The sequence below is a fragment of the Microbulbifer magnicolonia genome, assembly GCF_035117725.1.
GTDB lineage: Bacteria > Pseudomonadota > Gammaproteobacteria > Pseudomonadales > Cellvibrionaceae > Microbulbifer > Microbulbifer magnicolonia.
Map to the genome: position 1 here is coordinate 1,395,638 of NZ_JAYEFD010000001.1, position 23,033 is coordinate 1,418,670.

20 protein-coding genes are annotated in these 23,033 nt (G+C 58.2%); 16 read left to right on the top strand and 4 right to left on the bottom strand.

Annotated elements, in window-relative coordinates; all coding sequences use genetic code 11:
• The first annotated feature begins 12 nt into the window (after positions 1–12).
• From argF to RRF64_RS06190, 6 genes are all read left to right on the top strand, one after another.
• Complete coding sequence (argF, locus tag RRF64_RS06165; RefSeq protein WP_323844949.1) at positions 13–927, top strand: ornithine carbamoyltransferase; 915 nt, start codon at positions 13–15, stop codon at positions 925–927.
• An 891-nt stretch (positions 928–1,818) separates the two neighbouring features.
• Entirely contained in the window at positions 1,819–4,764 is a 2,946-nt protein-coding gene (locus tag RRF64_RS06170; protein ID WP_323844950.1) for a ribonucleoside-diphosphate reductase subunit alpha, read from the top strand.
• 587 nt (positions 4,765–5,351) lie between these two features.
• Entirely contained in the window at positions 5,352–6,620 is a 1,269-nt protein-coding gene (locus RRF64_RS06175; RefSeq protein WP_323844951.1) for a ribonucleotide-diphosphate reductase subunit beta, read from the top strand.
• Between the two features lie 202 nt (positions 6,621–6,822).
• The gene (locus tag RRF64_RS06180) at positions 6,823–7,356 is read left to right on the top strand and encodes a toll/interleukin-1 receptor domain-containing protein (protein WP_323844952.1); all 534 of its coding nucleotides are present in this window, start codon (positions 6,823–6,825) and stop codon (positions 7,354–7,356) included.
• A 35-nt stretch (positions 7,357–7,391) separates the two neighbouring features.
• The gene (locus RRF64_RS06185) at positions 7,392–8,837 is read left to right on the top strand and encodes an SIR2 family protein (RefSeq protein WP_323844953.1); all 1,446 of its coding nucleotides are present in this window, start codon (positions 7,392–7,394) and stop codon (positions 8,835–8,837) included.
• An 11-nt stretch (positions 8,838–8,848) separates the two neighbouring features.
• The gene (locus tag RRF64_RS06190; RefSeq protein ID WP_323844954.1) at positions 8,849–9,343 is read left to right on the top strand and encodes a TIR domain-containing protein; all 495 of its coding nucleotides are present in this window, start codon (positions 8,849–8,851) and stop codon (positions 9,341–9,343) included.
• Positions 9,344–9,425: 82 nt separating this feature from the next.
• On the opposite strand, the gene RRF64_RS06195 is transcribed toward RRF64_RS06190, so the two are convergent.
• Positions 9,426–10,109 carry a spermine/spermidine synthase domain-containing protein gene (locus RRF64_RS06195; protein WP_323844955.1) on the bottom strand — a complete coding sequence of 228 codons (684 nt, stop codon included), beginning with the start codon at positions 10,107–10,109 and terminating at the stop codon, positions 9,426–9,428.
• 323 nt (positions 10,110–10,432) lie between these two features.
• On the opposite strand from RRF64_RS06195, the gene RRF64_RS06200 reads away from it, so the two are divergent.
• Positions 10,433–10,609 (top strand): PLDc N-terminal domain-containing protein, encoded by a 177-nt coding sequence (locus tag RRF64_RS06200; RefSeq protein ID WP_323844956.1) that lies wholly within the window; start codon positions 10,433–10,435, stop codon positions 10,607–10,609.
• A gap of 120 nt (positions 10,610–10,729) precedes the next feature.
• Here the strand turns inward: RRF64_RS06200 and RRF64_RS06205 are convergent, their stop codons facing one another.
• Positions 10,730–11,248, bottom strand: a complete 519-nt coding sequence (locus tag RRF64_RS06205; RefSeq protein ID WP_323844958.1) for a BLUF domain-containing protein — start codon at positions 11,246–11,248, stop codon at positions 10,730–10,732.
• Positions 11,249–11,492: 244 nt separating this feature from the next.
• Between RRF64_RS06205 and RRF64_RS06210 the strand changes: the two genes are divergently transcribed.
• On the top strand, positions 11,493–12,059 hold the full coding sequence (locus RRF64_RS06210) for an SOUL family heme-binding protein (protein WP_323844959.1): 567 nt from the start codon (positions 11,493–11,495) through the stop codon (positions 12,057–12,059).
• A 29-nt stretch (positions 12,060–12,088) separates the two neighbouring features.
• Here the strand turns inward: RRF64_RS06210 and RRF64_RS06215 are convergent, their stop codons facing one another.
• On the bottom strand, positions 12,089–13,945 hold the full coding sequence (locus RRF64_RS06215; protein WP_323844960.1) for a cation:proton antiporter: 1,857 nt from the start codon (positions 13,943–13,945) through the stop codon (positions 12,089–12,091).
• 154 nt (positions 13,946–14,099) lie between these two features.
• On the opposite strand from RRF64_RS06215, the gene RRF64_RS06220 reads away from it, so the two are divergent.
• The 7 genes from RRF64_RS06220 (at position 14,100) to RRF64_RS06250 (ending at position 20,674) form a co-directional block, all read left to right on the top strand.
• A complete protein-coding gene (locus RRF64_RS06220; protein WP_323844961.1) occupies positions 14,100–14,897 on the top strand; it encodes an alpha/beta fold hydrolase in 798 nt (265 codons plus the stop codon).
• Positions 14,898–15,059: 162 nt separating this feature from the next.
• On the top strand, positions 15,060–16,448 hold the full coding sequence (locus RRF64_RS06225; RefSeq protein WP_323844962.1) for a glutamine synthetase family protein: 1,389 nt from the start codon (positions 15,060–15,062) through the stop codon (positions 16,446–16,448).
• Positions 16,449–16,682: 234 nt separating this feature from the next.
• Entirely contained in the window at positions 16,683–18,161 is a 1,479-nt protein-coding gene (locus RRF64_RS06230) for an amidohydrolase family protein (protein WP_323844963.1), read from the top strand.
• A 42-nt stretch (positions 18,162–18,203) separates the two neighbouring features.
• On the top strand, positions 18,204–18,650 hold the full coding sequence (locus RRF64_RS06235; RefSeq protein WP_323844964.1) for a beta-eliminating lyase-related protein: 447 nt from the start codon (positions 18,204–18,206) through the stop codon (positions 18,648–18,650).
• 239 nt (positions 18,651–18,889) lie between these two features.
• A complete protein-coding gene (locus tag RRF64_RS06240; RefSeq protein ID WP_323844965.1) occupies positions 18,890–19,423 on the top strand; it encodes an NlpC/P60 family protein in 534 nt (177 codons plus the stop codon).
• 73 nt (positions 19,424–19,496) lie between these two features.
• Complete coding sequence (locus RRF64_RS06245; RefSeq protein ID WP_323844966.1) at positions 19,497–19,880, top strand: DUF2750 domain-containing protein; 384 nt, start codon at positions 19,497–19,499, stop codon at positions 19,878–19,880.
• 38 nt (positions 19,881–19,918) lie between these two features.
• Positions 19,919–20,674 (top strand): NYN domain-containing protein, encoded by a 756-nt coding sequence (locus RRF64_RS06250; RefSeq protein ID WP_323844967.1) that lies wholly within the window; start codon positions 19,919–19,921, stop codon positions 20,672–20,674.
• Between the two features lie 76 nt (positions 20,675–20,750).
• On the opposite strand, the gene RRF64_RS06255 is transcribed toward RRF64_RS06250, so the two are convergent.
• Positions 20,751–21,962, bottom strand: a complete 1,212-nt coding sequence (locus tag RRF64_RS06255) for an acyltransferase family protein (RefSeq protein WP_323844968.1) — start codon at positions 21,960–21,962, stop codon at positions 20,751–20,753.
• A gap of 151 nt (positions 21,963–22,113) precedes the next feature.
• Between RRF64_RS06255 and RRF64_RS06260 the strand changes: the two genes are divergently transcribed.
• On the top strand, positions 22,114–23,025 hold the full coding sequence (locus tag RRF64_RS06260) for a LytR/AlgR family response regulator transcription factor (protein WP_323844969.1): 912 nt from the start codon (positions 22,114–22,116) through the stop codon (positions 23,023–23,025).
• Positions 23,026–23,033: the final 8 nt, after the last annotated feature.

Sequence of the window (23,033 nt, forward strand, 5' to 3'; positions counted from 1 at the left end):
GGGGAACAATTTATGGCCATCAGACACTTTCTCACCCTGCTGGACCTGTCGAGGGATGAACTGAAGGGCGTCATCGAGCGCGCCATCGAACTGAAGGCGCTGCGCGCCCAGGGCATCGCCACCGAGCCGTTCCGCGACAAGGTGCTGGGCATGATCTTCGAGAAGTCCTCCACCCGCACCCGCGTGTCCTTCGAGGCGGGCATGGCGCAGCTGGGCGGCAGCGCCCTGTTCCTGTCCCCGCGCGACACCCAGCTGGGCCGCGGCGAGCCGATCGAGGACAGCGCCCGGGTCATCTCGCGCATGGTGGACATGGTGATGATCCGCACCTTCGGCCACCACGTGCTGGAGCGTTTCGTCGAATACTCGCGGGTGCCGGTGATCAACGCCCTGTCCGACAGCTTCCACCCCTGCCAGCTGCTGGCCGATATCCAGACCTACGTCGAGCACCGCGGCAGCCCCGCGGGCAAGGTGGTGGCCTGGGTCGGCGACGGCAACAATATGTGCAACTCCTACATCAACGCCGCGCGCCAGTGCGACTTCGAACTGCGCATCGCCTGCCCGGAGGGCTACGAGCCGGACGCGGCGCTCGTCGCCGCCGCCGGCAACCGGGTACAGATCGTGCGCAAACCGGCGGACGCGGTGCGCGGCGCAGACTGGGTCGCCACCGACGTCTGGGCCTCCATGGGCCAGGAGACCGAACAGCAGGCGCGCCTCAAGGCATTCGACGGCTTCCTGGTCGATCACGAACTGATGAGCTGCGCCAACCGCGACGCCATCTTCATGCACTGCCTGCCGGCCCACCGCGGCGAGGAAGTCAGCGGCGAGCTGCTGGAAGACGAGAACATCTCCGTGGTCTGGGACGAGGCGGAGAACCGCCTGCACGCACAGAAGGCGCTGATGGAATTCCTGTTGGAGAACAGCAGGTAGCTGCTCACATTTCCACCAGCATTTCTTTGCTGAACAAAAAACGATCGCGGCCATGGGCGGATGGCCGCCCCGCCGCTCCTACAAAAAATACAAAAAAAAACTTCTCCCCGTAGGAGCGGCCCATGGCCGCGACCAATTCGCCGGGAGCGAATTGGGACGTCGAAGACGCCCGCGCGGCGGGTGAGCGCCATGGATGGCGCGCATCAGCGACACCTGATCAAACAACAACCAGCGATTAAATAAACGCCACCAGAACTGCACGTCCGAGTACCAGTTTGCGCAACGACTGAGCAATTCGAAATTGTTATTGCTGTGGTTAATTTAAAAGCCCATTACTATTAAAAAAAATTCTTAAAAACCCCAGGGGGCAAAAACCCCCTGTACAGCCTTTAACCACCCCCAGTAACGGCGGGCGCTGGCGCGAAAGTGGCCACTGACCTTCACCGCCTACCCACAATTTATCCACAAATAAACACAAAGTTATTCGCCTTGAATTGACCCTGCTACCGCATTATCTTGTAGCGCAGTCGAGGCGCCACCCCTATATATTGGGGTACAGGCCCAAAAGAGCCCCTAGCCGACGGGGCGAATCCGACGCATCGCCGCCATCGCGGCACGACAGTCAGGCACAGCTTTTCCAAGCGAATTCAGAGGTAAACAGGCGGAAAGGATAGTCCGCCGCAGGCACACGCCGGCAGACCTTCGGGGGGAACACCGGCGATTCAGCGGCCTGTCATTCAGTGGTAACCGGCAATGCCGCGGCGCCGCTGGTAAAACGATGGACCCGTTCCGCACCATGCCCGTCAATCGGGGGGCCACTCGGTCGAGTGGTTGCTGTTCAAGCGGACAGAAGCGGTAAAAAACAACAGTACAAATCTTGCGGAGATCTTCATGCACACAGAGACAGGGCGCTCTCAATCCGTGCCCACGGAAAACAACGGCACTTTCAAGGATCAGGCCAACGGCAGCACCACCCTCGCCGCCACCGCGCCGGGACAGATTCGCGTGATCAAGCGCAACGGCACCGTAGTGCCCTACGACGACAGCAAGATCTCCGTCGCCGTCACCAAGGCGTTCCTCGCCGTCGAGGGCGGCACCGCCGCCGCATCCAGCCGCATCCACGAGAAGGTGCAGGATCTGGTGGGCCAGATCAGCGCCACCTTCAAGCGCCGCATGCCCTCCGGCGGCACCATCCACATCGAGGAAATCCAGGACCAGGTGGAACTGGCCCTGATGCGCGCCGGCGAACAGAAGATCGCCCGCGACTACGTGCTCTACCGCGAGGAGCACGCCCGCCTGCGCGCCGAAAAGGAAAAACAGCAGAAAGCCGCCGCCCAGCCCGCCGAAGCGCACCCGAGCATCCGCGTCAAAATGGAAGACGGCACTCTGGTACCGCTGGACATGGAGCGCCTGCGCACCATCGTCAGCGAGGCCTGCGAGGGTCTGAAGGACGTAGACGGCGAGGCGATCCTCAAGGAAGCGCTGAAGAACCTCTACGACGGCGTTTCCGAAACCGACATCAACACCGCGCTGGTGATCACCGCGCGCACCATGGTCGAGCAGGAGCCCAACTACACCTACGCCACCGCCAGCCTGCTGTTAGACAAGCTGCGCAGCGAAGCCCTGCGCTTCCTCGGCGTGGCCGAGCGCGCGACCGCCCACGAGATGGAAGATCTCTACGCGGCCGCCCTGCCCGCCTACGTGGAAAAAGGCATCGAGCTGGAACTGCTGGACCCGGCGCTGGCCACCTTCGACCTGGAAAAGCTCGGCTTCGCCATCAAGGGCGAGCGCGATCACCAGTTCAGCTACCTGGGCCTGCAGACCCTGTACGACCGCTACTTCCTGCACAGCAACGACACCCGTTTCGAGCTGCCGCAGATCTTCTTCATGCGCGTCGCCATGGGCCTCGCCATCAACGAGGAAAACAAGAACGAGCGCGCGATCGAGTTCTACAACCTGCTGAGCTCCTTCGACTACATGAGCTCCACGCCGACCCTGTTCAACGCCGGCACCCTGCGCCCGCAGCTGTCCTCCTGCTACCTGACCACGGTGCCGGACGACCTGCACGGCATCTACGGCGCCATCCAGGACAACGCCATGCTGTCCAAGTGGGCCGGCGGCCTGGGTAACGACTGGACGCCGGTGCGCAGCCTCGGTTCCTACATCAAGGGCACCAACGGCAAGTCCCAGGGCGTCGTGCCCTTCCTGAAAGTGGCCAACGACACCGCCGTGGCGGTGAACCAGGGCGGCAAGCGCAAGGGCGCCGTCTGTGCCTACCTGGAAACCTGGCACCTGGACATCGAGGAGTTCCTCGAGCTGCGCAAGAACACCGGCGACGACCGCCGCCGCACCCACGACATGAACACCGCCAACTGGGTGCCGGACCTGTTCATGAAGCGCGTCTTCGAAGACAAGCAGTGGACCCTGTTCTCCCCGGCGGACTGCCCGGATCTGCACGACCTGTACGGCACCGCGTTTGAAGAGCGCTACGAGCACTACGAAAAACTGGTCGCCGAAGGCAAGCTGAAGCTGCACAAGAAAATCCGCGCGCTGGACCTGTGGCGCAAGATGCTGGGCATGCTGTTCGAGACCGGCCACCCCTGGATCACCTTCAAGGACAGCTGCAACCTGCGCAGCCCGCAGCAGCACGTGGGCGTGGTGCACAGCTCGAACCTGTGCACCGAGATCACGCTGAACACCAAGGCCAACGACGAGATCGCCGTGTGCAACCTGGGTTCCGTGAACCTGGCGCAGCACATCGGTGAGGACGGCAAGCTGGACCAGGAAAAACTGGCCCGCACCGTCAAGACCGCCGTGCGCATGCTCGATAACGTCATCGACATCAACTACTACTCGGTGGAGACCGCGCGCCAGTCCAACATGCGCCACCGTCCGGTCGGCCTGGGCCTGATGGGCTTCCAGGATGCGCTCTACAAGGCCGGCATCTCCTACGCCAGCGACGAGGCCGTCGCCTTCGCCGATACCTCCATGGAGGCGATCAGCTACCAGGCGATCTCCGCGTCCAGCGACCTGGCGGCGGAGCGCGGCCAGTACCAGAGCTACAAGGGCTCCCTGTGGAGCCAGGGCATACTGCCGCTGGACTCCATCCAGATACTGGCGCAGAACCGCGGCGAGCAGTTTATCGAACAGGACACCAGCTCCACCCTGGACTGGGACAGCCTGCGCGCGAAAGTGAAAAAGCAGGGCATGCGCAACTCCAACGTGATGGCGATCGCACCGACCGCGACCATCGCCAACATCACCGGGGTTTCCCAGTCCATCGAGCCGACGTACCAGAACCTGTACGTGAAATCGAACCTGTCCGGCGAATTCACCGTCGTGAACCCCTACCTGGTGCACGACCTGAAGGCCCGCGGCCTGTGGGACAAGGTGATGGTCAACGACCTCAAGTACTACGAGGGCTCAGTGCAGAAGATCGACCGCATCCCGGCGGACCTGAAAGCCAAGTACGCCACCGCGTTCGAAGTGGAACCGCGCTGGATCGTCGACGCCGCCAGCCGCCGCCAGAAGTGGATCGACCAGGCGCAGTCACTGAACCTGTACATCGCCGGCGCCGACGGCAAGAAGCTGGACCTGACCTACCGCATGGCCTGGTACCGCGGTCTGAAGACCACCTACTATCTGCGCGCCCTGGCTGCCACCACCACGGAGAAATCCACCGTGAACAGCGGCACCCTGAACGCGGTCAGCTCCGGTGCCAGCGCCCCGGCAGCGGCGGCCCCGGCAGCCAAAGCCTCAGCCCAACCGGAACCGGCCCCGGCCGCAGTGCCCAAGGCCTGCTCCCTGGACGACCCGGACTGTGAGGCCTGCCAGTAAGGCCTTATTCCCTAGCTCCCCTCTCGTATTTATGGGAGAGGGGCCGGGGGAGAGGGCCCGGGCCGCAAGGCCCACTGAACGGACAAAAGAACTCTCGGGGGAGAGCGTCGCAACCGCGCAAGCGGCCAAGACCATGCGCAGCGACCCCGGTCCACCCTGGCTTTCTTGGGGGAAAGACAGGAACACAAACAAAGGACCGGGCGTCGCCTGCCACCTACAGTGAGCGCCGAGCTATCACCTTGGAAGGCGCTCGGCAAAGGCAACAGTGCCGCCCCCCCTGGGCACGCCGAGCTCCAGCTCGGCAAAGGCGGCAAAGCCGCCCCTGGGACCGCCGAGCTACTACCTCGGAGCGCTGAAGGCTCCAGCTCGGCAAAGGCGGCAAAGCCGCCCCTGGACCCCGGACCAACCCCGGCATGACGAAGAATGGCAAACGCCAAAAAAAAATCGTCATACCGGCACAGCCCGGCATCCAGAAACAAGGGCACTGCGCCCTTCCCTGCCGCGATTCCCAACCCGGAATCACGCAGAGGATAAAAACAGCGTAATTATTCGACACAGAAAGAGAAAACGGATCAAAAGGGCCTAATATGCTGAGCTGGGACGACTTCGAAACACAGCCCAAAAAAACAACCAAAGCCGCCGAACCGCGACCGGCGCCGGAATCGCTGCACCAAGAAGTATCCGAATCCGCTGCCTCCTACGAGGCGCACAGCGCACCGGCGTCGCCCGCGGCCCAATCCAAAGCTGCTCCTGCGGAAACCACTTCCGCGGTTGAAGCGGCGCGGGCCGCAGTAGCCGACCTGGACCCGGCCCCGGGTCTGGAAGAACTGGAAATGGGTGCCGCCCGTATCCAGGTGGACGAAAAGCGCATCATCAACTGCCGCGCCGACCTGAACCAGCTGGTGCCCTTCAAATACGACTGGGCCTGGCAGAAATACCTGGACGGCTGCGCCAACCACTGGATGCCGCAAGAAGTCAACATGAACAAGGACGTGTCCATGTGGAAAGACCCCGAGGGTCTGACCGAGGACGAGCGTCGCATCGTGGAATACTCCCTGGGCTACTTCTCCACCGCCGACTCGCTGGTGGCGAACAACCTGGTGCTGGCCATCTACCGCCACATCACCAACCCGGAGTGCCGCCAGTACATCCTGCGCCAGTCCTTCGAGGAAGCCATCCACACCCACGCCTACCAGTACTGCGTGGAGTCCCTGGGCATGGACGAAGGCGAAGTGTTCAACATGTACCGCGAGGTTCCTTCAGTAGCCAAGAAAGCCGCCTGGAGCCTGTCGCACACCCAGTCCATCGGCGACCCGACTTTCAAGACCGGCACCCCGGAATCCGACCAGGAACTGCTGCGCAACCTGATCGCCTTCTACGCCGTCACCGAGGGCATCTTCTTCTACTGCGGCTTCACCCAGATCCTGTCCATGGGCCGCCGCAACAAGATGACCGGCGTCGCCGAGCAGTTCCAGTACATCCTGCGCGACGAGTCCATGCACCTCAATTTCGGCATCGACGTCATCAACCAGATCAAGCTGGAAAACCCGCACCTGTGGACCGACGCGTTCAAGCAGGAAGTGACGCAGATGATCCTGGAAGGCATGGAGCTGGAAGTGGCCTACGCCCGCGACACCATGCCCCGCGGCGTGCTCGGCATGAACGCCAACATGATGGAAGAATACCTGCACTTCATCGCCAACCGTCGTCTGAGCCAGCTGGGCCTGAAAGAACAGTTCCCGGGCGCCCAGAACCCCTTCCCCTGGATGTCCGAGATCATGGACCTGCGCAAGGAGAAGAACTTCTTCGAGACGCGGGTTATCGAATACCAGACCGGTGGTGCGCTTCAGTGGTAACAACCAAGAAGCAATAAGCAGGGACAACTACAAAAGTAGACGCTCACAGGAAGAGAGGTATTGAAAGCGGATGTATAGCTTTATACATCCGCTTTTTTTTTGGACTTAGAAGCCCGCGCTCCAAAATATAAAAACTTTTCACATTTTCTACCCCGCATAGTCAGTCATTTGCGAAAAGCATAAATCAAGAAAGGAGAACACATTGGCGATAAAGACAAGGAACTTGAGGGCCGCCGCGGCCAGGTCAAATCGTATCTCTGTAGCAAAATCGCTCAATGAAGCACTAGCCAAAAATAAGCAAACAGCATTTCTCTGCCATAGCCACAAAGATTATGAACTAGCCAAGGGCCTTCAAGTACTTTTAAAAGAAAATGGCTGGGACCTCTATATCGACTGGGAAGACAATGAAATGCCAGCTACACCCAACGACGAAACAGCAAGAAAAATCAAGTCTAAAATTCAAGCCACCGACTGGTTTTTGCTTCTTGCCACAAGCAACTCTGTCAATTCACGTTGGTGCCCATGGGAAATTGGCTATGCAGATGCGGTAAAGAATCACGAAAAAATTTTGATTGTGCCTACGGCAGATGACTACGGAAATTGGTATGGCAACGAATACCTTCAACTGTATAAAAAAATTGATGAAGGCTCCAACAAGATTACAGGAAAATCCGGCTACGCTGTTTTTGATCGCTCCTCCGGATCAGGCACCTGGATTGAGAACATAACACCGTAAAGACAACTGAATTTACTGAGATCAAGGAAATAATTTTGGCAACAGAAGAGCAAAAGAAACGACTGATAAGAACTTTATCAGAAGAGCTTCAAGAAAGAAATTTAGCGATATTTGCTGGGGCAGGACTTTCAGCGGCTGCCGGCTTTGTAAACTGGTCAGAACTTCTAAAGCCTATTGCCGATGATCTCGAACTAGATATTAACAGAGAAAAAGATAATCTTGTTTCTCTCGCTCAGTATCATTGTAATGAAAATGCCGCAAACCGAAGTCGACTAAACCAACTGCTAATAAGTAATTTTTGCAATGACAAAGAAGTAACAATAAACCATAAAATTCTTGCACGACTACCTATAGACACTTTCTGGACAACAAACTATGACAGACTAATTGAAAAAGCTATTTCCGAGACAGGCAAAGTGCCGGACATAAAATATAAAACTTCACAATTAGCTCATACAAAACCTAAGCGCGACGCAATCGTGTACAAAATGCATGGGGATGTTGAGCACCCAAGTGACGCCGTATTAACAAAGGATGATTACGAGCGCTATCACGTAAAAATGCAACCTTTTATAAATGCACTAAGTGGAGATCTAGTTTCAAAGACTTTTTTATTCTTAGGGTTTAGCTTTACCGATCCAAATCTGGACTACATTCTGAGCAGGGTCCGCGTTGCTTACGATAGCAATCAAAGACAACACTATTGCATTTTGAGACACATACAAGAATCAGACTGTGAAGACAATGTAGATTTCGAATACCAAAAGAGAAAACAGGCATTTTTTATTCGCGATCTGCTAAGATTTGGAATAAAGACATTCTTAATTGATGAATACGCGGAAATTACGAAAATACTTGAAGAACTTGAAGGCCATTATCGCCGCAATACCATATTCATTTCTGGAGCCGCTCATGAATATCACCCAAGAGGCCCAGAAGAATCAAATAGATTTGTCTTCAATTTAAGTAAATTAGTTATAGAAAACGATTTCAACATTGTTTCCGGATTTGGACTTGGAATTGGAAGTTCAGTTATTACAGGTGCTCTGGAAAACATATACATGAAAGGCGATACAATTCGCGACGAGCGATTGCTTTTACGCCCTTTCCCTCAACATCAATCCGGAACTAAAGATTTAAAAACCTTATGGACTGAATATCGCAAAGATATGCTTTCATTTTCTGGAATCGCTTTATTTTTATTCGGCAATAAATTTGAAAACGGAAAAATCATCCACTCCAACGGCATGCGTGAAGAATATGAAATTGCCAAGAAAAATGGTCAGTTTCTACTGCCCATCGGAGCTACAGGGTATATGGCGCTTGAACTATGGAACGAAGTAAATAAAGACTTCGAAGCAATAAATGGAATTCACCCTCAAGAAATTAAGTTACTATTCTCAGATCTGGGAGATAACAGCATTTCACTTGATGAAATACTTGAAAAGACGATAAAGCTATTAAAAATACTTAGGAAATAAAGGGATAAATCATGGCTAAAAAACCAATATTTTTCAGTTTCCACTATGCAAAAGATGCAATGCGCGTCCAGCAAATCCGAAATATCGGAGCACTAGAGGGCAACACTCCGGTCAATGCGAACGACTGGGAAACAGTTAAACGTGGGGGAGATCGCGCGATAAAAAACTGGATAGATGACAGCTTTAAATATAAGCGGTGCATAATTGTTCTCATAGGAGAGGAAACACATGATCGCCCTTGGGTAAGATATGAAATTGAGAAAGCATGGAATGATGGAAAGCCTATATTTGGGATATATATCCACAATTTAAAATGTCCCAGATTTGGAAAAAGTCGAAAAGGAATAAATCCATTTACGAAACTTAATTTCAAAGATGGCACAAAACTGTCAAGCGTAGTGAACTGCTACGATCCAAACCCAAATGACGCATATAACGACATCGCCAACAACATAGAATCATGGGTAGACAAGGCTATCCTTCAAAGGCAAAAAGTAATGGGGTAAGCCAATTGAAAGAGCTAGGAATCAAAGGGGTCAGAGTCATTGATTTTGACCCTGTTGACTTGATTACTCAGTACCTTGGGTGTCAGGCAGACGTTTTCTTTGCCAGAAATATCGTATGTCGTGCACCCTTGCCGGGGCGCTCGCGCACGGTCTTGACCTCGACTTCAAAGCCGGTCTTCTGCAGCCGGTGCACATACATGCTGTCGGGCCCCGCCGACCACACCGCCAACACGCCGCCTGGCGTCAGGCTGTTGTAGATACAGCTGGTGCCATCGAGGGAGTAGAGCCAGTTGTTGTCGCTGTGGGTCAGCCCCTCGGGACCGTTGTCGACATCCAGCAGCACGGCGTCGTAGGCATCGTCGTGCCTTTGCAGTAGTTCGCGTACGTCGCCGATATGGACCACGACGCGGCTGTCGTCCAGGGGCCGGCCGGCGCAGGCGCCCAGTGCCCCGCGGTTCCACTCCACCACCTCGGGGATCAGGTCGGCGACGATGACCTCTGCATCGTGCGGCAGTACCTCGAGGGCGGCGGCGAGCGTGTAGCCCATGCCCATGCCGCCCACGACCACGCGGGCGTTCTTATGCTGCTTCAGGTGGGCGCAGCCCAGCAGCGATAGCTCCCGCTCACTGTTGAAGCGGCGACTGTTCATCAATTCGCCGCGGGGGCCGCTCAGGGCGATGGAGAACTCCTGGTCGCGCTGGCGCAGCGTGAGTATGCCGCCGCCATTGGGAATCTGGGCGGTACCGAGTTCGATCCAGGGTTTCATAGCGTGTGCTCGCAGTGTGGCGGTGGAGAGAGGGCGAGCAATGTAACATAGAGCCTCGCCATATTGGTTGGCAGCGCGAGTGCAGTGAGTAAATAGGGTCAGATCAACTTTCTGACTTCAGAGCCAACAGAAAGCCGCAACTGCTGCGTCTTTAGCAGTTCACCGCGCGGCGCAAGATGCGTGGTAGCTAACGAGAGCCCAGTTGTATTTATCCGGGCTCTGTCGCTGTGTGAATCATCACACCGGCATACCGGCTTGGGCCAGCCCCAACGTCTATAATTGCCCACTTGTATCAGGCCAATTTTTTGGAGAGCGATCTCATCATGGAAGGCATCCTCGGGATACTGATCTTCATTGCAGATATCTACGCCATCATCAAGATCCTGCAAAGCTCGGCCTCTGGGCTCAAAAAGCTGATCTGGGTACTCATCGTGCTGCTGCTGCCGGTCATCGGCCTGATCGTCTGGTTCTTTGCCGGCCCCGGAGTCAAGGGACGCTGACCCTCCGGCGGAGCAGGCCTCAACTGAAATTCGTCTGATCGGTGCCCACTGCATCCGGCATGGGCAGCCAGATTCATTAGTGCGCCCCGCCTGGCTTTTTTGAAATTCAACGGGATGCAGCTACTTGCCTGCCGAACCACCATCCGTGAAGGCAAACAGCCTGCGCAGACCGAACCAGCCGCGTTTCCTTTTGACATCCACTGCATCGCCATTGCGCTGCTGATGAAACAGCTTGATCAGTGCCTCGGCTTCCTCTTCCTGGAACTGTAATGGCGCAAAATGTTGGTAGCCCCGGCTGCGGACAAACGCGCGCACAGCCTGCTCCACCGGAACATACTTCATGGACCAGTCGGCAAACAGGCGATTCGGTACGGTTTTCAGCGACAGAATGGTCACCTCGCGGTGCCGGGAATCGGCCGCGATACGCTGGTAGGTCTGGTTGACCGCCCGGCGATCCCCTTCGAGCGCCTGGAAAAAATAGCCATCGCCAAAGTACAGCACGCCGCCAATATTTTCATGGCTGTTATTGCGGCGGCTCTGCATCAGTATTCGGGCTACCGACGGTTCAACCCCCTGCTCTACCGGCGCAGGCCGAAACGCCGCCCGGCTGGCGTAGACCAGTCTTATCAATTCGCTCATCGTATTGTCCTGCAGGATCCCGGATTCAATGGTGTCTGATACGCAGGGATCGCATCTGTGGATCAGTGTGCCAGGCGGAAGATTGAAATGACCGCCTGAATCGCAGGGAGAGGGACGCTCGTCATGCTGATCCGGCTGTGACGCCTCCTATACTCCTGCAGGTGAACCTGGCGCTGAATGGTGGAATGGCCCAATGGCTCGACTTTTCCTGGGAATGGTCTTGGCGATACTGGCGGGATATGCGATGGCAATCGAAGAACCGGCGTACACAGTGACGGAACAATCCGGGCCTTTCGAGTTGCGTACCTACCAGCCCAAGATCGTGGCCGAAGTGGTGGTGGCGGGCTCGATGGAGGAGGCGTCGGGCACGGGGTTTCGATTACTGGCCAACTACATTTTTGGCAACAATACCTCGGGCAGCGGCGGCAGGGAGAAAATCCAGATGACCGCCCCGGTCAGCATGGCGCCCCGCTCGGAAAAGATCAGCATGACGGCGCCGGTCAGCCTGCAGGAGATCGGCGGGCGGTGGCGCGTCTCCTTCGTGATGCCGAGCAGTTACAGCATGGAAACCCTGCCCCGCCCCAATAACGCCGCTGTGACGCTGCGCCAGATTCCCGAAACCCGCTATGCGGTGATCCGCTTCTCCGGGCTTGCCGGTGCGCAGCAGGTCGCACAAAAAACATCGGATTTGCAGGCCTGGCTCACTGAGAAAGGCTTGCGTGCCACCGGGGCGCCGGAACTGGCGCGCTATAACCCACCCTGGACGCTGCCGTTCCTGCGCAGAAACGAGATCATGGTGGAGTACTGGTAGTGCTGAGTTCCCCCTAAGCAGTTGCCACCCTAGCCCGTCGGCAGCCTGCCTTGTGGCAGCGGCATGGCATCTGCAGACTTTTCCGCGCTCTCCTCCGGCGCGATCAGGCTGACGATCTGCCAGTCGGCCTTGAGCGCAAATTCGTGTGAGACCGTATAGATGTGGATCTTACCCTGCGGGTCCAGCGCATAGAGTCGCGTGGCGCGGTTGCCGTAGGTTTCCCGGTAATCCTCGATGGTGAAGGTCTCCGTGAGGCGCGTGGTCCTGATAGTCGCACCTTTCGCCACCAGACTGGCGAGGCGGCTGTAGGTGGCGCTCTCGGAAAACAGCTCCAGTTTCCTGGCGTATTCTTCCGATACTTGGTGGCTGGCCCGCTCCTCCTGGGCACCCTGGCTCAGTCCGAGCACCGAGCCTTTGCCCAGCAGGTGCTCGAAGTGATAGGTCACCAGTGGATTGAGCTGCTTGTAGGGCGACAGCACCAGCACCTTGCCCACCGTGGAAAGGTCCATGGTCAGGCTTGCATGCTCCGAGATCGGATTGCCGTAGTAAGTGGGGATACCTTCCATGCGCGCCTCGCGTATTGCATCCCAGTTGGTATCCGCAACGATGACGGGAACCTCCTTGTCCATCAGGTCCTTGGCCAGCAACCGCGCGAACCTGCCGCCGCCGAACAGCAGGTAACCGTTGGGATAGGGGGCGCGCACGTCCAGCAGTTTGGCGATGGTCTTGGAGGTCAGGCTCTGCAGCACGACGGTGACGATGATCACCAGGAACACCATCGGCACCAGCAGTTCGGATTTTGCCAGCCCGAGCGCATCCAGTTTCAGGGCAAACAGCGCGGACACTGCGGCGGCGACGATGCCGCGTGGCGCGATCCAGCTCAACATGGCCAGCTCGCGCCAGTTCAGCCCCGACCCGGGTGATGACAGGAACACGGACAGCGGCCGGGCGACGAACATGATCGCCGCCAGCACCACTAGCGCCCCCCAGCCCAGCTGTGCCAGCGTGAACAACTCCACCCGCGCCGCCAGCAGGATGAACAGCGCCGAAATCAGCAGCACGCTGAGGGTTTCCTTGAACTCGAGGATATCGTCGACATCCAGGTCCTTCATGTTGGCCATCCAGATGCCCATCACGGTCACCGTGAGGAGGCCGGATTCATGGGTCATCAGATCGGAGGCGGCGTAGGCACCGAGCATCAGGGTGAGCACCGCGGTATTGCGCAGGTAGTGCGGTACCCAGTTGTTCCTGAGCAGCGTGCCGAGGAAAAAGCCCATCAGTGAGCCAAGCCCGAAACCGATCGCCACTACCTTCAGGAAAATCACCAGGGTGTGCTCAACGGCATCCTGCGCGGCAACAACGTATTCGTATACCAGTACCGCCAGCAGGGCGCCGATGGGATCTATAACGATACCCTCCCAGCGCAGGATGTTGGAGATGCGCGTATTGGGGCGCACCGAACGCAACATCGGTACGATGACCGTGGGCCCGGTAACCGTGACAATGGCACCGAAAAGCGCGGCCAGCTGCATGGGCATGCCGAGCACATAGTAGGCGGCAGGCGTGGCAATCAGCCAGGTCACCAGGGCACCCAGTGTACACAGATTGCGCACCATGACGCCGTGCCCGGCGAGGTCGGAAAACTTGAGTGTCAGCGCCCCCTCAAACAGGATGATCGCGACCGCCAGTGACACGAGCGGGAACAGCAGGTCGCCGAACAAGGCATCCGGATCGAGAACGCCGGTCATAGGCCCGAGCGCCAGCCCGGCCAGCAGCAGGGGCAGGATCGCCGGCAGCTTGAGCATAAAGGCCAGGTACTGACAAGCAATCGAGACGATGCCCACCATCACCAGCAGGGCCATTGGGTTCGAGAGGATTTCTTCCATAGTGCGGATTAGCCGACTGCAAACCGTATCTGGGCGCGACAGTATAAACTAGTGAACCGCGCGCATAATTCAATGACCCGGACACAATGCCATGCGACACCTGCTGACCGCCCTCTCACAACGTTAGCCTGTTGTTCACGGAGGTTACTGCGACATGCCGAACACGCGAGTCAATGGCGTTGATCTCTACTACGAATGTCACGGAAAAGGCCAGCCACTGATGTTGATCGCCGGCCTTGCCAGCGACTCCCTGAGCTGGCAGCCGGTAGTGGAAGAACTCTCTCAGCATTACCTTGTCATCCTTCCGGACAACAGAGGTTCGGGTAGAACAACGCCGCAGGATATCGACACAAGCATTGAGCAGATTGCCGGCGACTGCATGGCGCTGCTCGACTATTTAGAGCTGCCATCCGCCAGCCTGCTCGGGCATTCGATGGGCGGCTTTGTGGCACTGGATTGTGCCATCCGTTATCCAGCACGTGTTTCCAAATTGATCCTCGTGGGGACGTCTGCGTCTAATTCAGACAGGAACAACATCTTATTTCGCGATTGGGTTTCCTATCTGAAATCGGGAATGGATGCTGAACTTTGGTTTCGCAACCTGTTTTACTGGATATATTCCAAGCGCTTCTTTGAGAATAGAGAAACATTAGAGAGTGCAGTGCGCCTTGCCATCGAGTACCCCTACCCGCAAAGCGAAACGGCGTTCGAAAAACAAGTCACTGCCATCAGTGCGTTTAATTGCCAGGCAATGCTGTCGGGCATTCGGGCAAAGACCTTGATAATCAACGGCACAGAGGACCTGATATTTCCCCCAGGCGATAGCATTGCGGTTCTGCAGGCGATCCCGAGTACCAGTGTCTGTCTTGTCGAGGATGCGGCCCATACCATACATATGGAAAACCCCAGGGCGTTCACGGATTGTGTCTTGCAGTTCCTGGACAAAAAATGAGGGCAAATGAGGGCAAAGGACACAAGTAACTCGTGTCATTGGAACGAATATCCTCGCAAAATATTGACCCGCCTGGCTAATCCTGCAGCAATCTAAATCGCCCTTCCCGTCACTATTTCGTTTACACTTCGGGCGTCAATCATTCCCGTTGTCGGAGTCACCATGAATCAGTCTGATAGTCGCAACTGGCTGGACACATTACCCGCGGCCTTCCAGGCCTATCGCAATGGCCGCAGGCTGGATGAAGTGGAATGTATCGTTCCCGACCTGAACGGCATGTCCCGCGGCAAGGCGATGCCGCTGAAGAAGTTTTCACCGGACACGCCGATCTTCCTGCCGATTTCCATTTTCTACCAGACCATCACCGGCCAGGATGTGGAGATGGACATCGTCAACCAGTGGGCCGAGAGCGACATGGTGCTGGTGCCGGATATGTCGACGGCGATGGCGGTGCCCTGGGCCAAGCAGGCCACGCTGCAGATCATTCACGACCTGCAGGACCTCGAAGGCAAGCCGATTTTCTGTGCACCCCGGAATATCCTCAAGCACGTGATCGGCCTGTATGCGCAGCGCGGCTGGAGGCCCGTTGTCGCGCCCGAGCTGGAGTTCTACCTGACCAAGCCAAATATCGACCCCAATGAACCGATACAGCCGCCCGTCGGCCGCAACGGACGCTCCGGTACGGCGCTGCAGTCCTATTCGATGTCGGCCGTCGATGAATACGGCCCGGTGATCGATACCATTTACGACTATGCCGAGGCCGCCGGCCTGTATATCGACTCGGTGATCCAGGAGGATGGCGCGGGCCAGGTCGAGTTCAACCTCACCCACGGCGATCCCCTGCTGCTTGCAGACCAGGTCTTCTACTTCAAACGCATCATCAAGGAGGCGGCCCTGAACAACGGCATGTTCGCCACCTTTATGGCCAAGCCGATGCGCGACCAGCCCGGCAGCGCCATGCATGTGCACCAGAGCGTGGTGGACATCGCCAGTGGGCAGAATATCTTCTCCGATGCGCAGGGCAATGCCACCGACCTGTTCCGGTACTTTATCGGCGGCACACAGAAACACCTGAGCGAAGTGATGCCGTTTATCGCACCGAACGTCAATTCCTACCGGCGCTTCGAATCGGAGGCCAATTCCAGTGCGCCGACCAACCTCGCCTGGGGCTACGACAACCGCGCCACCGGTCTGCGGGTACCCCACTCCGGGGCCCAGGACCGCCGCCTGGAGAACCGCGTGATCGGTGTGGACACCAATCCGTACCTGTCGATCGCCGCGAGCCTGGTGTGCGGTTACCTGGGGATGGTGAATCAAATTGAGCCGGGCCCACCGGCGGAAGGTGAGCTGGATGACGAGCAGCAGGCCGAATCAGATATTCCCACTACCTTCGATCAGGCGCTGCGTCTCTTTGCCCGTGCGGAGGAGATTCAGCAGGCGATCGGCAGGGACTTCTGCCGGCTGTACGCGGAAGTCAAAAAGGAAGAGCTGCGCCAGTTCCACCGCGAGATCTCGCCGTGGGAGCGCGAGCACCTGTTGCTGAATGTGTAAATACTGAATGTGTAAATAATGGGATCGGGTAAAGGTTTTGACGCATTAATCATCAAAAAATCTACCTCCCTTCCTCCGCCATCCGGGCAGGTCCACCATAGGCTGGCCGGCACACGCTTTTGGCACCGTTGAATTGGATGGTCGGCGAATCAGCAGCGGGGAATTCACATGGTGATCGGCAAACTGAGCAGGTATATTGGCAGCGATTTCCGGCTTCGAAACCAGGAGAGAACAATGACAACCCAATTCCGAAAATTAATCTGCTGTCTGGTAGTTCTCGCCGTCCATATTCCCGCTTCCGCTGATTCATCCCCACTGATAATTCGCAATGTCGCGGTCGTTAATATTGAGAAAGGCAAAATAGAAACCGATAAAAATGTCTACGTAGATGGCGACAGAATCCATTCTGTCACGGATGTGGGGGCTGCCCTTCCTGATACCCCGGCTGAGTTAAGGGTCGTCGACGGGACCGGTAAATATCTGATACCCGGACTTTGGGATATGCATACGCATATTGCCTCGGACACCATCAGCAGAAAGTCTGTTCTGCCCGTCTTTATCGCCCATGGTGTCACCGGCATTCGCATCATGCTCGGCGATTGTCCGGCACCCTGCGCACAGTACGATGCTCCCATCGAGACCATTCGCCAGTGGCAAACAGATATTGCAGCCAACTCGCAGGTCGGCCCCAGACTGTCAGCTGCGAGCTTTACGGTCGGCTCAGCGCACCCCGATACGGAAAAGACGGATCCCTGGCGACCCAGTACGCCGGAAGAGGCCAGATCGTTTGTGGAGATGGAGGCGTCTCGTGGTGTCGATATGATCAAGGTCCACAACCTTGTCTCCCGACCGGTGTATTTCGCGTTGGCCGAGGCTGCGGAGGCGCACCGCCTGGACCTTGTGGGCCATGTGCCCCAATCTGTCACTGCCTCCGAAGCGGCCCGTGCGGGCCAGAAATCCATTGAACACCTGTTCGGCGTGCTGGAAGAGTGTGCAGGAAGCTCAACCGCGGAACGCGCCCGACTCCGCAAACAGATGGCCGGCGACACAGATACGGCCTATCAAGCCGTAAAGGAAATGGCCCGCCTCTATGATTCCGAGCAGTGTCACTCGCTATTCACTACCTTTGTCGAAAGTGAAACCTGGCAGGTCCCGACGCTGGTTATCTTCAATCATGAGCGGGCCCACTCCTGGCCAGACAACCCGAACAATCGCTACATCGCCGAGCCACTTCGCACAAAGTGGAAGGACTGGCAGCAATGGGAACTGGAATTCTTCGGCGCATCCCCGGATTCCTCATGGCTCAGAACTGCGCTCGCCAGGATCACTGACGAGATGCAGGCCGCTGGCGTGGGGATACTGGCCGGAACTGACGCCAACTGGTGGGGGATTTACCCTGGATCCAGCTTGCATGAGGAGCTGGAATTGTTGACACGTGCGGGCCTCTCACCAGCAGAGGCGCTGCGTAGCGCCACCCTCAACCCGGCCATCTACTTCGGCCGCGCAGATGAACTCGGCACCGTAGGCGCAGGCAAGTACGCTGACCTCGTGCTTCTCGATGCGAATCCGCTTGAGGACATCAGGAATACCCGCAAGATCCATTCCGTCCTGTTCAGTGGCCGGGTCTACGGGCGGCAGAAGCTGGATCAGCTGCTCAGCCAGGCGGAACGTTTTGTCGCAAATGAAAATACCGGGATCAGAGCAAAACTTTGACTCCATTTTCCATAGCAAACTCCCCAACGCCATTAAATAGATTTGGGAAGAACTGAGGCGGCACTGGCGAACAATGCCCACTACCCGCATATGGCCAAGCCGCGCCTGGTGTATATATCCCACGCTACGGAATTGGGCACCGTTTATACCAGGGCAGAGCTGCAGGGCCTGTCGGATATCTGCACGGCCAACGACCTGCTGCTGATGCTCGACGGTGCACGTTTGGGCGTCGCACTGACGGCCGCCATCAGCGATCTGACGCTCAATGACATCGCCGAGCTCACGGATATCTTCTGGATCGGCGGCACCAAGGCGGGCGCACTGCTCGGCGAGGCGATCGTGATCCCCGACGGGCAGCTGGCCCATGAATTTGCCTTTCATATCAAGCAGCGCGGCGGTGGCGGGGCTGGCGCCGCATACCGACCCCGTCGCGGCCCTGCGGCAATCCGGCAACAGGTAACCGTCACCTGCCGCGCGCTGCCTGATTAGCTCGGCCGGGCATATCGGCGCCGGGCCGATATCCGGGCAATGTGCCGTTCAGCTGATATTCAGTTCTAAACTGTACTCTGGTTCCAGTTGATGGTTGCCGAATTCACGGGAATCACGCCCTACGGGCACGGGCCCTTGCCCTCCCCCGTGCCAGCCCCACGCCCGCTGCGGCGGGGCCGATACCGGGCTCAGACCTGCCCGACCGTGTGGGCCGGTGGGTTTTTCCGCGGGAAGATCGCATGAATAAGAAACCGCTGTTGCTGCCAATTCTCTTCCTGACCGCCACCACGGCGGGTTGCAGTCTCGCTCCCTACCAGCAGCCACCCCAAGAACCCGCTCCGCCAGGCGCCTACGCCCCAGTCCGGCCAGACACAAAGCAGGTGAAGGACGAGATCTACGCCCAGTACCGGGAGTGGAAAGGCACCCGCTACCGGCTGGGCGGCCTGAGCAAGCGCGGCATCGACTGCTCCGGGCTGGTCTACGCCACCTACCGCGATCGGCTCGGCATAGAGCTGCCCCGCACCACCGAGTACCAGGCGCAAATCGGCAACGGCATCAAGCGCAGCGAGCTGCGCGCCGGTGATCTGGTGTTCTTCAGGACCGGGCGCAAAGTCAGGCACGTCGGCATCTACCTGGAGGACAACAAGTTTTTCCATGCCTCAACCTCAAACGGCGTAACAATTTCGAGGCTGACCGATTACTATTGGCGAGACAAATACTGGCATGCGCGCAGACTGGACCTGGATGCCTATCCTGATCCGCTGGGGAAATAGCTCTAAAATTCCAAGGCATACCGTCTGGACCCGTGCCCCGGCCTTATCCGCAAGTTAAAGAACAACACAAACGATGAACAACGAAGACCTGGAGGCCATACTCGGCCTGAGCACCGAAGAGCGCTTTGAATACTTCCTGGACCTGGTCGGCGAGGAGCGGGAGGTCTGGATACTGGTCAACAGCCAGGAGCACTTCCTGAAACTCCATTCAGAAGAAGACGACTTCGAGTACCTGCCGGTCTGGCCGGCTGCGGATTTCGCCGCGGCCTATGCCGGTGGCGACACCGACCTCAAGCCCAGGGGCATCCCCCTGCCCCAGTTCCTGAAGAAATGGCTTCCGGGACTGGACAAGGACGGTATCGAGGTCGGCGTATTCCCCGGTGCGGACAAGAGCGTCTGGATCACCGAGCCCGCAGAGCTGGAACAGGACCTCCGCGATGAGCTGTCCCGCTTCTGAGGGCAAAATGCCCCCTTATTTACCAAAAACAAAACCTGATGAAAGACCTCGATGACCACAAGAAAGTCGCCGTCCTGATTGACGCCGACAACGCCCAGTACTCCAAGGTCAAGGCGATCCTGGATGAGATCTCCGCGCACGGGCATATCGTCATCAAGCGCGCCTACGGCGACTGGTCCAGCGACAACCTGAAGAACTGGAAAAAGTCGCTGAACGAGCTGGCCATCCAGCCGGTGCAGCAGTTCGCCTATACCACCGGCAAGAACTCCACCGATGCGTCGATGATTATCGATGCGATGGACCTGCTCTATTCCAAGCGCTTCGATGCCTTCGCCCTGGTCTCCAGTGACAGCGACTTCACCAAGCTGGCCTCCCGTCTGCGCGAGTCCGAGATGTTTGTGTTCGGCGTCGGCGAGCGCAAGACGCCGATCTCCTTCCGCAACTCGTGCGACGACTTTATCTTTACCGAGAACCTGGGCGGCGACGAGGCAATCGTCAGCAAGGCCGCCAGCGGCGCTAAAAAGACCGAGGCCAAGAAGCCGCTCAACGATCCCGCCGAATTGACGCCACTGCTCACCAAGGCCTGGGAGCAGTACCAGAACGACGACGGCTGGGCGGACGTCTCCGTGGCGGGCAGCTTCGTGAAGCGCTCCATGCCCGACTTCGACCCGCGATCCTACGGCTCGGCCAAGTTTTCCCAGCTTTTCGACAAACTGAAAAACGCATTCGAAATCAAGAAGAGCAAGGAGAAAGGCAGGGGCAACCTTATCGCCTATCGCGTCAAAGACCGCTAGCAGAGTACCGCTAGCCGGGATCTTTACTCCCGCCTGCCCCTTCGCAGGGGCGCCCCGCGACTGGGGGCGCCACAGACTAGCGGGCAAGCGCCTGACGGGGCACCACATTTGCGCCAGCGCCAACCGACAAACCACACAGCCAGCGCAAGCCATTTACCCGCCGGATTACCTCGTAGCCACCGGCACAGCCCAGCACGGTCAGCCCCAGCAACAGCGCCGCCTCGAGCCCCGTAGGCAGTGCGACGGGCTTCAGCCACCAGGCGAAGACGATGATCAGTGTCTGGTGCAGCATGTACCACGGCAGTATGGCCGGGTTGGCGTAGCGGAGCACCGGGCTCGGGCGGTTGAGGTAGAAGCCGGCAAAACCCACCACACAGAAGATCCACGCCCAGTGATTCAGCGCCACCACCGCGCCGACCAGCAGCCGCACGCCCAGGTGCGCCCCGAAACCGGCCTCGAGTGCCGGAAAGGCGCCGTTGCGATCGGCCAGTATCAGCAGGTAGCTGGCGATGGCGAGGCACAGGAACAGCCGGCGCCGGTCGATCACGAACTGCCACCAGCGCGGCTGCAGGGCGAACAGGTAGCCGAACACGAACACCAGCAGGTAGCGCCCGTGGTTGTACCAGTCGTCCAGCAGCGCGTGGGTCACCGGGAAGCGCCCGCGCAGGAACAGCCACACCAGCATCAGCGCTACAACCGCCGCACCAATGGCCACCGGCGGCGGCACCCGCTGGAAGGCACTGCCCCGCCCCAGCCGGTTCAGCGGTCCGGCGAACAGCAACAGCAGCAGGCTGTACAGCCACAGGTAGGGCAGGAACCAGAGGTGGTTCCAGGTCAGCAGGCCGATGGGCGTGTGGTGCTCGGTCAGCAGCTCGGTGCGCGGGTTGATGTACTGGCTCCAGAAGCGGAAGTAGCCCGACTCTATCAGGTCCTGGCTGAGCGCCTCGATATAGACCTGCGGCACCACGATGACGAACATGCCGAACAGCAGTGGCACCAGTAATCGCCGGCTGCGCAGCCGCGCCAGGTGCAGGCTATTTTGGACACCACCGCCCCGCCGCTGCACCAGGGCCAGCGCCATCGCCGAAATAAAGAACAGCAGCGACATGCGCCAGGGCGACGTGAGCATCATCAGGTTCTGCAGCCACACCCAGGTCTGGTCGCTCTTGATATGCCAGCCCCAGTCGGCGACATAGTACATGCCCAGGTGGTACAGGATCAGTACCGCAAATGCGAGAGTGCGCAGCCAGTCGATGTCGTATCGACGCTCCGTGCCGGCTTGTGTCATGATTTTACTCCGTCGGTTGTCGTTGGCCGGCATTCTGGCAAATCCTCTGCCGACGGGGTGCAGATAAGGCCATCCCGACCGCGCCGGGGGACAAACGGTGGTTGGCAGGGATGAAAATACTCAGAAAACTCGAAGCTGTGGACCTGGCGGGATGAACATCGAGCGACAGTATCAGGCGAATACCCGGGCGGCAACATGGGTCGAGCGGTTTGACCGCCGCCGGACCCTGTACATCTACCTGGCGCTGGCCGCTTATCTTTTCGCCAACAACACGATCAATGCAGCGTCCGTGTGGACGGAGCACAACCGCGACGGTGTGGCCGATATCCAGCTGTGGGAACCCTTCGCCTGGGAGTACACCAGCGCCCTCAGCACCCTGCTGCTGTTCCCCTTCCTGCTGTTCGCGTTCCGTCACAACCCGCCCCGCCTGACCGGCTTCGGCCGGCAGCTCGGCTGGCACCTGCTCGCAACCCTGCTCTTTGCCGCGGCCCATGTGTCGCTGATGGTGCTGATGCGCGAGCTGCTGTACGCGCTCGGCGGCGGCAACTACAGCTTCGGTCCCTGGCTGAGGGAATTCTGGTATGAATACCGCAAGGACGCCTGGGGCTATGCGGTCTTCTTCTGTCTGTACCTCGCATTTCGGCTCGCCTACAGCCGCCTGAAAGGCGAGGCCAGCCTGATCGCGGAGAATGAGCCGGCGGCCAATGCGGCCGCGGAACAGGTTGGACAACAGAAGGTGCCGGAGCACTTCCTGGTCAAGAAACTCGACAAGGAGTTTCTGGTGCGCGTGGCGGATATCGAGTGGATCGAATCCGCCGGCAACTATGTCAACCTGCACAGCCGCGGGCGTATCTACCCAATGCGGGGCACCCTGACGACGATTGCCGAACGCCTCGCCCCGGCCGGCTTCAGCCGCATCCACCGCGGCCTGGTGGTCAACCACAACGCCATTGAACATATCAGCATCCAGCCCAGTGGCGACGGCGAGGTGCAGCTGCAGTGCGGCAAGCAGCTGAATCTCTCGCGCAGATACCGGGACGCCTTCAAGCAGGCCCTGGCCTGAAAGGCAGG

Excerpts from the sequence above, each read along its gene's own strand:
- argF (WP_323844949.1), top strand. The coding sequence starts at position 13 with ATGGCCATCAGACACTTTCTCACCCTGCTGGACCTGTCGAGGGATGAA.
- RRF64_RS06170 (WP_323844950.1), top strand. The coding sequence starts at position 1,819 with ATGCACACAGAGACAGGGCGCTCTCAATCCGTGCCCACGGAAAACAAC.
- RRF64_RS06175 (WP_323844951.1), top strand. The coding sequence starts at position 5,352 with ATGCTGAGCTGGGACGACTTCGAAACACAGCCCAAAAAAACAACCAAA.
- RRF64_RS06190 (WP_323844954.1), top strand. The coding sequence starts at position 8,849 with ATGGCTAAAAAACCAATATTTTTCAGTTTCCACTATGCAAAAGATGCA.
- RRF64_RS06195 (WP_323844955.1), bottom strand. The coding sequence starts at position 10,109 with ATGAAACCCTGGATCGAACTCGGTACCGCCCAGATTCCCAATGGCGGC.
- RRF64_RS06200 (WP_323844956.1), top strand. The coding sequence starts at position 10,433 with ATGGAAGGCATCCTCGGGATACTGATCTTCATTGCAGATATCTACGCC.
- RRF64_RS06205 (WP_323844958.1), bottom strand. The coding sequence starts at position 11,248 with ATGAGCGAATTGATAAGACTGGTCTACGCCAGCCGGGCGGCGTTTCGG.
- RRF64_RS06210 (WP_323844959.1), top strand. The coding sequence starts at position 11,493 with ATGGCAATCGAAGAACCGGCGTACACAGTGACGGAACAATCCGGGCCT.
- RRF64_RS06215 (WP_323844960.1), bottom strand. The coding sequence starts at position 13,945 with ATGGAAGAAATCCTCTCGAACCCAATGGCCCTGCTGGTGATGGTGGGC.
- RRF64_RS06220 (WP_323844961.1), top strand. The coding sequence starts at position 14,100 with ATGCCGAACACGCGAGTCAATGGCGTTGATCTCTACTACGAATGTCAC.
- RRF64_RS06225 (WP_323844962.1), top strand. The coding sequence starts at position 15,060 with ATGAATCAGTCTGATAGTCGCAACTGGCTGGACACATTACCCGCGGCC.
- RRF64_RS06230 (WP_323844963.1), top strand. The coding sequence starts at position 16,683 with ATGACAACCCAATTCCGAAAATTAATCTGCTGTCTGGTAGTTCTCGCC.
- RRF64_RS06240 (WP_323844965.1), top strand. The coding sequence starts at position 18,890 with ATGAATAAGAAACCGCTGTTGCTGCCAATTCTCTTCCTGACCGCCACC.
- RRF64_RS06245 (WP_323844966.1), top strand. The coding sequence starts at position 19,497 with ATGAACAACGAAGACCTGGAGGCCATACTCGGCCTGAGCACCGAAGAG.
- RRF64_RS06250 (WP_323844967.1), top strand. The coding sequence starts at position 19,919 with ATGAAAGACCTCGATGACCACAAGAAAGTCGCCGTCCTGATTGACGCC.
- RRF64_RS06255 (WP_323844968.1), bottom strand. The coding sequence starts at position 21,962 with ATGACACAAGCCGGCACGGAGCGTCGATACGACATCGACTGGCTGCGC.
- RRF64_RS06260 (WP_323844969.1), top strand. The coding sequence starts at position 22,114 with ATGAACATCGAGCGACAGTATCAGGCGAATACCCGGGCGGCAACATGG.